Source organism: Streptomyces sp. NPDC004561 (assembly GCF_053602155.1).
The window spans coordinates 1-12,537 of the sequence record NZ_JBSGDB010000254.1 but is presented as its reverse complement, the minus strand read 5'-3'; the positions used below and the strand labels follow the sequence as shown (position 1 = coordinate 12,537).

14 protein-coding genes are annotated in these 12,537 nt (G+C 71.7%); 7 read left to right on the top strand and 7 right to left on the bottom strand.

Features of this window, described 5'->3' with window-relative positions; translation table 11 throughout:
- Positions 1–188: 188 nt before the first annotated feature.
- From ACWEN3_RS28175 to ACWEN3_RS28155, 5 genes are all read right to left on the bottom strand, one after another.
- Positions 189–1,628 (bottom strand): HAMP domain-containing sensor histidine kinase, encoded by a 1,440-nt coding sequence (locus ACWEN3_RS28175; protein ID WP_452976334.1) that lies wholly within the window; start codon positions 1,626–1,628, stop codon positions 189–191.
- Positions 1,629–2,363 carry a response regulator transcription factor gene (locus ACWEN3_RS28170; protein ID WP_452976332.1) on the bottom strand — a complete coding sequence of 245 codons (735 nt, stop codon included), beginning with the start codon at positions 2,361–2,363 and terminating at the stop codon, positions 1,629–1,631.
- Positions 2,364–2,659: 296 nt separating this feature from the next.
- The gene (locus tag ACWEN3_RS28165; RefSeq protein WP_452976330.1) at positions 2,660–3,211 is read right to left on the bottom strand and encodes a CE1759 family FMN reductase; all 552 of its coding nucleotides are present in this window, start codon (positions 3,209–3,211) and stop codon (positions 2,660–2,662) included.
- Positions 3,208–4,296 (bottom strand): LLM class flavin-dependent oxidoreductase, encoded by a 1,089-nt coding sequence (locus tag ACWEN3_RS28160; protein WP_452976328.1) that lies wholly within the window; start codon positions 4,294–4,296, stop codon positions 3,208–3,210. Before ACWEN3_RS28160 ends, ACWEN3_RS28165 begins: the two co-directional genes overlap by 4 nt.
- A gap of 99 nt (positions 4,297–4,395) precedes the next feature.
- On the bottom strand, positions 4,396–5,286 hold the full coding sequence (locus ACWEN3_RS28155) for an NADP-dependent oxidoreductase (protein WP_452976326.1): 891 nt from the start codon (positions 5,284–5,286) through the stop codon (positions 4,396–4,398).
- Between the two features lie 136 nt (positions 5,287–5,422).
- On the opposite strand from ACWEN3_RS28155, the gene ACWEN3_RS28150 reads away from it, so the two are divergent.
- The gene (locus ACWEN3_RS28150; RefSeq protein ID WP_452976324.1) at positions 5,423–5,836 is read left to right on the top strand and encodes a winged helix-turn-helix transcriptional regulator; all 414 of its coding nucleotides are present in this window, start codon (positions 5,423–5,425) and stop codon (positions 5,834–5,836) included.
- On the opposite strand, the gene ACWEN3_RS28145 is transcribed toward ACWEN3_RS28150, so the two are convergent.
- Entirely contained in the window at positions 5,824–6,258 is a 435-nt protein-coding gene (locus ACWEN3_RS28145; protein WP_452976322.1) for a hypothetical protein, read from the bottom strand. The genes ACWEN3_RS28150 and ACWEN3_RS28145 overlap by 13 nt on opposite strands.
- Positions 6,259–6,402: 144 nt before the next feature.
- Between ACWEN3_RS28145 and ACWEN3_RS28140 the strand changes: the two genes are divergently transcribed.
- The 3 genes from ACWEN3_RS28140 to ACWEN3_RS28130 are packed head-to-tail and all read left to right on the top strand — an operon-like array spanning position 6,403 to position 7,714.
- Positions 6,403–6,741: a YnfA family protein gene (locus ACWEN3_RS28140; protein ID WP_452976320.1), complete on the top strand. Its 339-nt coding sequence runs from the start codon at positions 6,403–6,405 to the stop codon at positions 6,739–6,741.
- Positions 6,742–6,794: 53 nt separating this feature from the next.
- The gene (locus tag ACWEN3_RS28135) at positions 6,795–7,571 is read left to right on the top strand and encodes an SDR family NAD(P)-dependent oxidoreductase (protein WP_452976318.1); all 777 of its coding nucleotides are present in this window, start codon (positions 6,795–6,797) and stop codon (positions 7,569–7,571) included.
- Positions 7,571–7,714, top strand: a complete 144-nt coding sequence (locus ACWEN3_RS28130; RefSeq protein ID WP_452976316.1) for a hypothetical protein — start codon at positions 7,571–7,573, stop codon at positions 7,712–7,714. Before ACWEN3_RS28135 ends, ACWEN3_RS28130 begins: the two co-directional genes overlap by 1 nt.
- 59 nt (positions 7,715–7,773) lie before the next feature.
- Here ACWEN3_RS28130 and ACWEN3_RS28125 read toward each other — a convergent pair whose 3' ends face one another.
- Positions 7,774–8,967 carry an RtcB family protein gene (locus tag ACWEN3_RS28125; RefSeq protein WP_452976314.1) on the bottom strand — a complete coding sequence of 398 codons (1,194 nt, stop codon included), beginning with the start codon at positions 8,965–8,967 and terminating at the stop codon, positions 7,774–7,776.
- 214 nt (positions 8,968–9,181) lie between these two features.
- Here ACWEN3_RS28125 and ACWEN3_RS28120 point away from each other — a divergent pair, with 214 nt between their 5' ends.
- The 3 genes from ACWEN3_RS28120 (at position 9,182) to ACWEN3_RS28110 (ending at position 12,424) form a co-directional block, all read left to right on the top strand.
- Positions 9,182–10,045, top strand: a complete 864-nt coding sequence (locus ACWEN3_RS28120) for a DUF3558 domain-containing protein (protein ID WP_452976312.1) — start codon at positions 9,182–9,184, stop codon at positions 10,043–10,045.
- 141 nt (positions 10,046–10,186) lie between these two features.
- On the top strand, positions 10,187–11,047 hold the full coding sequence (locus tag ACWEN3_RS28115) for a DUF3558 domain-containing protein (RefSeq protein ID WP_452976310.1): 861 nt from the start codon (positions 10,187–10,189) through the stop codon (positions 11,045–11,047).
- A gap of 120 nt (positions 11,048–11,167) precedes the next feature.
- Entirely contained in the window at positions 11,168–12,424 is a 1,257-nt protein-coding gene (locus ACWEN3_RS28110) for a DUF2637 domain-containing protein (RefSeq protein WP_452976308.1), read from the top strand.
- The last annotated feature ends 113 nt before the right edge of the window (positions 12,425–12,537 follow it).

Here is a 12,537-nt window from a genome sequence, read left to right as displayed (position 1 = left end):
GCGCACGCGACACGTGCCCGGACCGGCGGGCGCTCCTGTACGACTACGACCGCACCGACTACGACCGCACCGGTCCGGCCCTCCCCTGGCCGGACCGCGTCCGCAAGGGCAGAGCCCGGGTCGGATGCCTTCAGCAGCCATCAGCGGGTTCCCCGGCACTCGCCCCCTGACGCGTCACGCCGCGCCGGTCACCCGCCGACGCGGGTCGCGCCCGACAGGCCTCCGCCCACGGTGAAGCCGATGACCGAGCCGCCGCCCTCGCGCCGGTAGGCGAACGGCGCCCCGCCGTGGGCCATGGCGACCTCGCGCACGATGGACAGCCCGAGGCCCGACCCCGGCAGGGAGCGCGCGTCGGCGGCCCGGTAGAAGCGGTCGAAGATGCGGATCAGGTCGCCCTCGGCGATCCCGGGCCCCCGGTCCAGCACCTCCACGCGCACCGTGCCCGTCCGCGCCGGACCGGTGACGCTGACCTCGATGGGCCCCCTGCCGGACCGGTCGAACTTGGCCGCGTTCTCGACCAGGTTGGAGATGGCCCGCTGGAGCATGCCGGGCCGGCCGTCGGTCATCGTGTCTCCACTGACCCGCAGCACGATCTCCCGGCCGGTACGGCGCCCCGCCAGCCCCACCACGTCCTCGGCGATGTCGGCGAGGTCCACGTGCTGCGGCGGCTCGTTGTCGGCCTGCCCGGCGGCGAGGTCGACCAGCTCGTTGACCAGGTCGGTCAGTTCCCGCGCCTCCTGGCTGAGGTCGGCGACGAGTTCCTCGCGGGTGGCCGGGGGGAGTTCGTCGATCCTGCGCAGCAGCGAGATGTTCGTGCGCAGTGACGTCAGCGGCGTGCGCAGTTCGTGGCCCGCGTCCTGCACCAGTCGCCGCTGGTCCTCCTCGGACTGGGCGAGCCGGCCCAGCATGCGGTCGAAGGCCCGCCCGAGCCTGCCCACCTCGTCGAGGCCCGCCACGGGCACCTCGATGCCCAGCCGGCGGGTGCGGGCGACGTCCTCGGCGGCGGAGGTGAGGACCACCAGGCGCCGGGTGATCCGGCGGGCCAGCCACCATCCGAACAGACCGGCCGCCACGACGACGGCCGACATCAGGATCAGCGTCCGCTGCTGAAGCGTGCGCAGCAGGTCCTCGGTGTCGCTGAACTCCTGCGCGACCTGGACCGCGCCCCGCCCGTCGCCGAGGGAGACGGTGGCGGTGCGGAACAGGTCCTCGTTGACCTGGACGTCCTTGTGCTCGACCACCCTGCCGGCCGACCGGGCGAGGGCCATGGCCTTGTCACGGGAGGTGACGGGCAGCACCGGGTTGCCGTGGTCGACGATCTGCCCCTGCGCGCCGAGCACCTGCACATCGGTGCGGGCGGGCCGGACCAGATCGTGCCCCGGCCGGGAGGAGGAGAAGTCCTCCGGCACCATCTCGTGCTGCCGGACCTCGTCCCGCACGTCCTGCACGACCTGGCTGAACACCGACTGCTGGTCGACGCGGACCAGCCGGGCGGCGGAGCCGTAGGACAGGATGCCGACGAGGATCGTGACGGCCGCGGTGACGGCCGCGAAGGAGATGGCGAAGGTGGTGCGCAGGGAGACGAGCTTGGGCCGGCGCCGGGCCAGCAGCCGGCGCAGGCGCCCCACTCAGTCCTCCCGCAGCACGTAACCCACGCCCCGCACGGTGTGGATCAGCTGCGGGGCGCCGGGCTCGTCCAGCTTGCGGCGCAGGTAGCCGACGTAGACGGCGAGGTTCTTGGAGCCGGGACCGAAGTCGTAGCCCCAGATGCGGTCGTAGATGGTGGAGTGGTCGAGCACGATGCCGGCGTTGCGCACCAGCAGCTCCAGCAGCTCGAACTCGGTGCGGGTCAGCTCCAGCTCGCGCTTGCCGCGCCAGGCCCGGCGGGCCTGGAGGTCCATGCGGATGCCGGCCGCCTCGATCTGCCGGTCGGAGATCTGGACGTCGCCCCGGCCGGTGTCGCCGCCGCCGCTGCCGCCGGCCCCGGCGGGTACCGGGCTGGTCCGCCGCAGCAGGGCACGCAGCCGGGCGAAGACCTCCTCGACGTCGAACGGCTTGACCACGTAGTCGTCGGCGCCGGCGTCCAGTCCCGCGATGCGGTCGGCGGTCTCCACCAGGGCGGTGAGCATGAGGATCGGGGTGCGGTTGCCCTCGGCACGCAGCACCCGGCAGACCTGGAGGCCGTCGATGCCCGGCATCATCACGTCGAGCACGAGGACGTCCGGCGGGGTCTTGTGGGCCTGCGCCAGCGCTTCCACGCCGTCGGCGACCGCCGTCACCTCGTACCCTTCCAGAGCCAGGGCACGCTCCAGGGCGTGGCGGATGGCACGGTCGTCTTCAGCGAGCAGCACAGTCTGGGGCACAGACCCAGTCTGCCAAGGCCTCCGGTGGTTCGGTTGGGACGGGCGGGCCTACGATCACCCTTTTTACCGCCCTCTCACCGTCACAGGGGCAACCGGACAGCCTCCCCTACCGTCCTCTCACCAACCTGGGCCGGCCCCACCGCGGACCGTCCACCCGGCCGAGCCGGGTGGGCGGTGGGCGGAAAACGCACCGCTCAGCCGACCGAGCCGACCGGGTGAAGGGGGCGCACGACTCCGAGGCCCCGCTCAGCCGACCGGGTCGATCGCACGCGGGGCGCCCGAGTCCGGCGGAAGGACTACGCCTCCAGCGCCGCCAGCTGCTCGGCGAACGGCACGACCGCCGGGGCCGAGGCCCGCGCGGCGACCGGCATCAGCACGGCCAGCTCCTTGGCCGCCCGCTCGATCCGCTCGGCCAGCCCCTGCGCCCCCCAGTCCTCAGAGGCCGCGTACACCCCGGTCGGGACGACCACCGCCCGCAGATACGCGAACAACGGCCGCAGCGCGTGCTCCAGCACCAGCGAGTGCCGCCCCGTACCCCCTGTCGCCGCGATCAGCACCGGCTTGCCCGCCAGCGCGTCCTTGTCCAGCACGTCGAAGAACGACTTGAACAGCCCGCTGTACGACGCGCTGAACACCGGCGTGACCACGATCAGCCCGTCGGCGCCGGCCAGCGCCCTGCCCGGGAACCCGTTGGTGAAGTTGTGGGCGATCCCGACGGCGAGGTCCCGCAGCTCGATCACCTGGACGTCCACCGGCGTCTGCCGGTCCACCGCGGCCGCCAACCGGTCGGCCAGCAGCCGGGTGGAGGACGGGACGCTCAGTCCCGCGGAGAGAACGACGAGCTTCATGCCACGGTCTCCTTCCGTGCGGCGTCGAGCAGGGACTGGTGGGTCGGCGCCTCCGGCACCTCGGCCGGACGGCCGTTCGCGAACTCCTTGCGCAGCACGGGCACGACCTCCTCGCCCAGCATGTCGAGCTGCTCCAGCACGGTCTTCAGCGGCAGCCCCGCGTGGTCCATCAGGAAGAGCTGGCGCTGGTAGTCACCGGCGTACTCCCGGAAGGCCAGCGTCTTCTCGATCACCTGCTGCGGCGAGCCCACGGTCAGCGGGGTCTGGTCCGTGAAGTCCTCCAGGGAGGGCCCGTGGCCGTAGACCGGCGCGTTGTCGAAGTACGGCCGGAACTCGCGGACCGCGTCCTGCGAGTTCTTCCGCATGAACACCTGACCGCCGAGCCCGACGATCGCGTGCTCCGGCGTGCCGTGCCCGTAGTGGGCGTAGCGCGCGCGGTACAGCTCGATCATCTGCTTGGTGTGGTCGGCGGGCCAGAAGATGTTGTTGTGGAAGAAGCCGTCGCCGTAGTACGCGGCCTGCTCGGCGATCTCCGGCGAGCGGATCGACCCGTGCCAGACGAACGGCGCCACGCCGTCCAGCGGCCGGGGCGTGGAGGTGAAGCCCTGCAGCGGCGTGCGGAACTTGCCCTCCCAGTCGACGACGTCCTCGCGCCACAGCCGGCGCAGCAGGGCGTAGTTCTCGATGGCGAGGTTGATGCCCTGCCGGATGTCCTGGCCGAACCAGGGGTAGACCGGGCCGGTGTTGCCGCGGCCCATCATCAGGTCGACCCGCCCGTCGGCCAGGTGCTGGAGCATCGCGAAGTCCTCCGCGATCTTCACCGGGTCGTTGGTGGTGATCAGGGTGGTGGACGTGGAGAGGATCAGGTTCTCCGTCCGCGCCGCTATGTAGCCGAGCATCGTGGTCGGGGACGACGGCACGAACGGCGGGTTGTGGTGCTCACCGGTGGCGAAGACGTCGAGGCCGACCTCCTCGGCCTTGAGCGCGATGGCGACCATGGCCTTGATCCGCTCGCGCTCGGTCGGCGTACGCCCCGTGGTGGGGTGCGGCGTGACGTCGCCGACCGTGAAGATCCCGAACTGCATGGTCGCTCACCCTCCAGGTTGTTGACGGTTCAACTATATCCGCCCAACGGTCCCCCGGCCCCGGATATTCCACCCCCTGCCGCAGCCCGCGCCCGCCCCTCAGGGCACCAGCACCAGCCGCCCCCGCACACCGCCCTCCGCCAGCCGGGCGTGCGCCTTCGCGGACTCCTCCAGGGGATAGGTCTCGGCCACCCGCAGGGTCAGCACCCCCTCGTCCACCAGCCGGACCAGCTCCGCCAGCTGCGCCCCGTCCGCACGCACCCCCACCGAGCCGGTCCGCACCCCGCGCACCGGGCCGGGGTGCGCCCCCGGCCGGACCCCGAGGTACACGCCCCAGTCGCGCACCCACTCCAGCGCCGGCTCGCCGAGCACCGCCGCGTCCAGCACCGCGTCCACAGCGCCCGGCCCGGCCCCGCCGCCCGTGAAGCGCGCGGCACCCAGCGACCGCACCAGCTCCTCGTCGCCCGCCCGGGCCTGACCGGTGACCTCGATCCCCCGGTGCGCGGCCAGCTGCACGGCGAACCCGCCGACCGCACCGGCCGCACCGGTCACCAGCAGGGACGCGCCCGGCGCGAGATCCAGCAGATCCAGGGCCTGCCACGCGGTCAGCCCGTTCAGCGGCAGGGTGCCCGCGTGCACCGCGTCCACCGAGGCCGGCGCCCCGGCCACGGCGTCCGCGTCCACGACGACGTACTCCGCGTGCGCCCCCAGCGGGTCGGAGACGCCCGGCACGAGCGCCACCACCGGGTCACCGGCCTGCCAGGCGGCGGCCACCCCCACCGCGTCCACCGTGCCGGCCACGTCCCAGCCGAGCCCGACGGTCTTCCCGGCCCCGCCGAACAGACCGGCGCGCAAGGCCGCGTCCACCGGGTTCAGCGCACCCGCGGCCACCTTGATCCGCACCTGCCGCGCCCCCGGCTCGGGCAGCGGCACCTCGGCGATCTCCACGGCCTCCGGACCACCGAACGACTTCACGACAGCAGCACGCATGTCAACTCTCCTGGAACTGAAGGGACTTGATGACGGGCGGGACGCTTTCCCGCCGGCAGCACCAACCCTAGGAGAGCTACTATCCACGGGTAAGTAGTTACCTGAGAGTGCGTAGCTTTACCCGGAGGTAGAGGCCATGGCGACCATGACGGCAGCCCAGCGGCGGGAGCAGGCCCGCGCCGACTACGACGCCTTCCTCCGCGAGTGCCCCACCAACCAGCTCCTCGGCCGGCTCAGCGACAAGTGGGTCAGCCTGGTCGTCGCCGCCCTGGCCACCGGCCCCCGGCGCTACAGCGACATCGGCCGCAGGATCGCCGGCGTCAGCCCCAAGATGCTCACCCAGACCCTGCGCACCCTGGAGCGGGACGGCGTCGTCAGCCGCACGGTCACCCCGTCCGTCCCGGTCCGCGTCGACTACGAACTCACCCCGCTCGGCGTCGGCCTCGCCGGCCTGCTGACCGCCGTGAAGCAGTGGGCGGAGACCCACTTCGACGAGGTACGCGCGGCCCGCGAACGCTACGACGCGGAGAACACCGCTCAGAACGCGTAGGCGTCCCCGGTGTCCAGGACCAGCACACTCAGCCGGTCGTCCGTGCGGTCCTTGTCCACCGCGCCCCCGCTCCACGCGGTCGCGACCTCCAGCGTCACCTCCGCCGGCCCCTTCCTCAGCCGCACCGGCACCCGCAGCTGCTCCCCCGGCGCGTCCTCGGTCAGCGCCCCGGTCCCGCACAGCACCGTCCGCTCGTCCTCGCGGACGCACCGGGCGGGCAGCCGCTGCGTGTCGGCCAGCGCCACCGACCAGCGCAGCCGCACGGTGGCGTCGGGGACGGGCCCGGGACCGTTGTCGCGCGGGGTGAGCCGCACCTCCACCTGGTCCCCGTTCATCACGACACTCCCGTGATAGGAGAGTGCGGCCTGGGGCACCGGAGCGGCGACGGCCGCCCCCGTCGCCATGAGAGAACCGGCGCACATCCCCGACACCATCCACATCCGCATCCGCACGCCGCTCACCACTTCACACTCGCGATCCGGTCCGGCGTACCCATGTATGCCACGCCGGCCGCCGCCCGAGCGCCCTCGAACAGGTGACGTACCACCGCGTGCGAAGCTGCCCGCATGCCGATCCTCCGCTCCGCCGCCCTCTTCGTCGTCGCCGCCGTGTTCGAGATCGGCGGTGCCTGGCTGATCTGGCAGGGCCTGCGCGAGCACCGCGGCTGGCTCTGGGCGGCCGGCGGAGTCCTCGCCCTCGGCGCCTACGGCTTCGTCGCCACCTTCCAGCCGGACGCCCACTTCGGCCGCATCCTGGCCGCGTACGGCGGGATCTTCGTGGCCGGCTCGCTGCTGTGGGGCGTGGTCGCCGACGGCTACCGCCCCGACCGCTGGGACATCACCGGGGCGCTGATCTGCCTCGCCGGGATGGCCGTGATCATGTGGGCCCCGAGGAACGGCGGCTGACCCTCGCCTACGCTGGACGAAGCCCCACCGCTGACAGACCTCAGGAGCAGCCCATGGCCACGCCCGCCCCGTCCGCAGCCTCCCGCATCGCCGTCGTCACCGGTGCGAGCAGCGGTATCGGCGCCGCGACGGCCCGGCAGCTCGCCGCGGCCGGCTACCGCGTCGTCCTCACCGCCCGCCGCAAGGACCGCATCGAGGCCCTCGCCGAGGAGCTCACCCAGGCGGGCCACTCGGCGGTGGCGTACCAGCTGGACGTGACCGACCGCGCGGCCGTCGACGAGTTCGCCACGGCCTTCCAGACCATCGGCGTGCTGGTCAACAACGCGGGCGGCGCGCTCGGTCTCGACCCGGTGGCCACGGCCGACCCGGCGGACTGGCGCACGATGTACGAGACGAACGTCCTCGGCACCCTGAACCTCACCCAGGCCCTGCTGCCCAAGCTGGAGGCGAGCGGCGACGGCGTGGTCGTGGTGGTGTCCTCGACCGCCGGCCACGGCACGTACGAGGGCGGCGGGGGCTATGTCGCCGCCAAGCACGGCGCCCATGTCCTCGCCGAGACCCTGCGCCTGGAGATCGTCGGCCGGCCGGTCCGCGTCGTCGAGGTCGCGCCCGGCCTGGTCATGACGGAGGAGTTCGCCCTGACCCGCTTCGGCGGCGACACCGAGCGGGCGGCGAAGGTCTACGAGGGCGTCGCCGAGCCCCTCACGGCCGACGACGTCGCCGACACCATCACCTGGGCGGTGACCCGCCCCAGCCACGTCAACATCGACCTCCTGGTCGTCCGCCCCCGCGCCCAGGCCTCCAACACCAAGCTCCACCGGGAACGCTGATGCCCGGCGACAGCGCCGAACAGCGCCGTCTGGCCCAGGAGGCCAAGGACGAACGCAAGGTCTGGTACTTCCTCGCCTACTTCCTCTTCGGCATCCACATCGTCGCCTTCGTCATGATCTACGCCGTCCGCCACGCGAAGTGAGCAGCGGGCGGAGGCGCGCCTGCGCGCGCCTCCGCCCGTCACATCCCCTCCTAAGCGCCTCAGCCCTTCACACAGACGACCTGCTTCAGTTTGGCCACCACCTCGACCAGGTCCCGCTGCTGGTCGATGACCTGGTCGATCGACTTGTAGGCGCCCGGGATCTCGTCCACGACGCCGGAGTCCTTGCGGCACTCCACGCCCCGCGTCTGGTCCTCCAGGTCCTTGGTCGAGAAGCGCCGCTTGGCCGCGTTGCGGCTCATGCGCCGACCGGCCCCGTGCGAGGCCGAGTTGAAGGCCCTCTCGTTGCCGAGACCCTTCACGATGTACGAACCGGTGCCCATCGAGCCCGGGATGATCCCGTACTCGCCGGAGCCGGCCCGGATCGCGCCCTTGCGGGTCACGAGCAGGTCCATCCCCTCGTACCGCTCCTCGGCGACGTAGTTGTGGTGGCAGGAGATCTCCGGCTCGAAGGTGGGCTTCGCCTTCTTGAACTCCTTACGGACGACGTCCTTCAGGAGCGCCATCATGAGCGTCCGGTTGTACTTGGCGTACTCCTGCGCCCAGAACAGGTCGTTGCGGTAGGCCGCCATCTGCGGAGTCTGCGCGACGAAGACGGCGAGGTCGCGGTCGACCAGGCCCTGGTTGTGCGGGAGCGTCTGGGCCACGCCGATGTGGTGCTCGGCGAGTTCCTTGCCGATGTTGCGGGAGCCGGAGTGGAGCATCAGCCAGACGGAGCCGTCCGTGTCCGTGCAGACCTCGACGAAGTGGTTGCCGCTCCCGAGCGTCCCCATCTGCTTCGAAGCGCGCTCCTGGCGGAACTTCACGGCCTCCGCGACGCCGTCGAACCGGCTCCAGAAGTCGCCCCACCCGCCGGTGGCCAGACCGTGGAAGTCGCCCGGGTCGACGGGATCCTCGTGCATCCCCCGGCCCACCGGGATCGCCTGCTCGATCTTCGACCGCAGCCGCGACAGGTCGCCCGGCAGGTCGTTCGCGGTCAGTGACGTCCTCACCGCCGACATCCCGCACCCGATGTCCACGCCGACCGCGGCCGGGCACACGGCGCCCTGCATCGCGATGACGGAGCCGACCGTCGCGCCCTTGCCGTAGTGCACGTCCGGCATCACGGCCAGGCCCTTGATCCACGGCAGGGTGGCGACGTTCTGCAGCTGGCGCAGGGCCACGTCCTCCACGGTGGCCGGATCGGTCCACATCCGGATCGGCACCTTCGCGCCCGGCATCTCCACGTACGACATGACTTCCTCGTTCCCCCGGAACCAGCAACAAAAGGCTTAAAAGCATCAAAAAGGAAAAGCAGTGCCGAGCGCGACGAAAAGGGACAAGGGACCGGCGTTCACGGCGGCGTGTGCGATACACATTGTCTCCAGGGGGCGCCCCGCCGCGGCAAGCGAATAAGCCGCGGGCCCCCGAAGCAGGACCACCGAGCGATCCGTCGAGAGGAGCCCGACCGTGCAGCGGAAGGCCTACGTATCCGGCACCGCCGCCCTCCTCGCGGCACTGCTGGCCGGCTGCACGAGCGGTTCCGGCAGCGACAGCGCCACGGACGACGCCAACCCGGGCAGCACCGGCACGGCCGCGGCCGTCGCCCAGCCCGGCAAGTACCGCACCCTCCCCGAGCCCTGCGGCGCGGTCGACCACGACACCCTCGGCTCGCTGCTGCCCGGCATCAAGCAGATCACCGACCCGGACCAGCGCGACAAGGCCTACCAGGGCGAGGCCGAGCTGACCTACGACACCGACCGCAAGGTCGGCTGCCACTGGAAGGTCGAGTCCGCGGACGCCACCGACCGCCTCTCCGTCGACCTCGAACGCGTGGTGTCGTACGACAACACGGTCAGCGACGACGACCAGGCGAAGCAGCTGTTCGCGGGCAAGGAGACGGCCGCCGACCTCCCCGAGCCGAGCGGCTCCCCGGCGGCGACCGGCACGCAGAGCCCGAGCCCGACGGCCACCCCGTCGGGCTCCGCGAGCGGCGCCGCCGCCGTGTCGGCCCCCTCGTCCCCCGCCGCGCCCTCCTCCGCCTCTTCCTCCGCGTCCTCGTCCTCGCCCTCGTCCGGCGCCCCCTCCGCCGATCTCCAGCCGCGCGTCCTCACCGACGTCGGTGACGAGGCGTATATCGACGACCAGCTGAGCACCTCCGGTTCGACGGCCGAGCAGCGGACGGTGACTGTGGTGTTTCGCACGTCCAACGTCGTCGTCACCATCGAGTACGAGGAGCAGCCGATGGCCACCGGAACGGTCCCGGACAGCAAGGAAATGCAGGACAGGGCCCGTAGTCTGGCCTCTCGGCTGGACGACGCGCTGGGCGGCTGACGGCCGCCGCGGTCCCATCGGCCGCCGCCACCAAAGCACTCGAACGGAAACCGCACAGCTCCTTCACCGCGTACGGTGGGCCCGCAGGAACCCGCACGAACACCGAGCGTCACGAGTGAAGGAACCATGCAGCGAGCAGCCATGCGAGACGTCCGTGCCCAGCAGGATCAGCGAACCAGGCGCCTGCGCCGCGCTCTTGTCTGCGCGGCCGCCGTTCCCGCGGTGCTGATCACGGCGGCCTGTTCCTCCGGCTCCGGCGACTCCAAGCCCAAGGGCGCCGGCGAAAGCACCCAGCAGTCGGCGAGCGACGGCTCGCAGTCCTCGGCGAGCGCCTCCCCGACCGTGCAGGCGGCGGCGTACAAGAAGCTCCCGGACCCGTGCGCGGTGGTGTCGGGCAACACGCTGTCCAACCTGGTGCCGAAGGGGACCAAGGCAGCCAAGAAGGGCACTTCGGACGATCCGGCCTCGCGTTCCTCCTGCTCCTGGAGCAGCCTGGACAACAACGGCGTCAAGGGCTCGCAGTTCCGCTGGCTGAACGTGTCCCTGCTGCGCTTCGACTCCGACGCCACCCGCGGCTCGGCCGAGTCCCAGGCGCACACGTACTACGCCCAGCAGGTCAAGGACGCGCAGGCGGTGTCCGGCGCGAAGAACGCCAGCACCGAACCGGTGTCCGGGGCGGGCACGGAGGCGACGGCCGTGCGGTACGACCTGCAGAAGAAGGAGGGCCTCTTCAAGCAGCAGACGGTCGTGGCCCGGGTCGAGAACGTGGTCGTCACCCTCGACTACAACGGGGCCGGTCTCGCGGGCGACAAGACGCCGGACGCCGGCGATCTGACCAAGTCCGCGGAGTCGGCCGCCAAAGAGGCCGTGGCGTCGGTCTCGTCCGCCAACGGCTCGTCCTCGGCGTCCGGTTCGGCCAGAAAGGCCCCCGCCTCGAAGTCGGCGCCCAAGTCGCCCTCTACCAGTGCTTCTCCGTCCAAGTCGGCCGCCGCGAAGAACTGACCGAAAGGGCTTACAACCCAACCGGAACCACGTTCGCCGCACGCGTGTGCCACCCTGTTGCGCGCAACAACACGCAAGGGGAGGGGATGACGAGTGGCCGCGCAACCGCAGCTGACTCGGATGCACCGCATACTCATCGGCGTGGTCGTGTCCGGCGCCTTGATCATCGCCGGCATCGGCTTCGCCGGCTCGTACGCGGCTGTCCGTGAACTGGCCATCAAGAAGGGCTTCGGGAACTTCTCCTATGTGTTCCCGATCGGCATCGACGCGGGCATCTGTGTCCTCCTTGCCCTCGACCTGCTGCTGACCTGGATCCGCATCCCCTTCCCGCTGCTGCGCCAGACGGCCTGGCTGCTGACGGCGGCGACGATCGCCTTCAACGGAGCCGCCGCCTGGCCGGACCCGCTGGGTGTGGGCATGCACGCGGTGATCCCGATCCTCTTCGTCGTCGCCGTCGAGGCCGCCCGCCACGCCATCGGCCGCATCGCGGACATCACGGCCGACAAGCACATGGAGGGCGTCCGCCTCACCCGCTGGCTGCTCTCCCCGGTGCCCACGTTCCTGCTGTGGCGCCGGATGAAGCTGTGGGAGCTGCGCTCCTACGAGCAGGTCATCAAGCTGGAGCAGGAGCGTCTCGTCTACCAGGCCAGGCTGCACAGCCGCTTCGGCCGGGCGTGGCGCAGGAAGGCCCCGGTGGAGTCGCTGATGCCGCTGCGCCTGGCCCGGTACGGCGTACCGCTGACGGAGACGGCCGCGGCGGGCCTGGCGGCGGCGGGGATCGAGCCGTTGCTGCTGCCGGCCGCGCCGCGGCAGACGGCGGCCGACGGGGGCCCGACGGCGGCCGTGCCGCAGCTGGCCGCGCCCGGTCCCGCCGGGGGCGGTCGCGCCGCCGGGGCGGCACGTATGGCGCCTCTCGGCGCGCAGCGCCAGGAAGCCCCCCTGGACGAGGAGAGCCCCTGGTTCCAGTCCCAGCGGGAGATCGAGTACCACGGCGGCTACGACCCCACCTACGAGCCTCCCCCGGAGCCCCAGTACGAGCCGGAGGAGCAGTACGAGGACTGGTACGAGGACCAGCCGCCGGAGCAGTTCCAGCAGCCCTCCCCGGAGGAGACCGGCAGCTTCCCCATCCCGGTGGGCCCGAACCGCACCCGCGAGCTCGGCGAGGGCGGCGGCAGTCCCCAGCCGGATCCGACCGAGGACGACTACTACCAGGTCTTCCGCAAGTCGATCGACGGCAGCTTCCCCACCCCGCACCAGTTCGGCGACGCGGTGGAGGCGACCTACGGGACCCCCCTCCCCGCCCGGGAGACCGACCGTATGGTCAACCGCTTCACCAACCGCTTCAACGCGGAACTCGAAGAGGACCACATCGCGTAGGAAGCGCGAAAAGCGCCCGGTGCCGAAACGGCACCGGGCGCTCTCGTCTCCGTGGACCGCGTCGGGAGTTGCCACGGGGGGAGACCAGGGACCTCATCAGCAAACGGGGATTG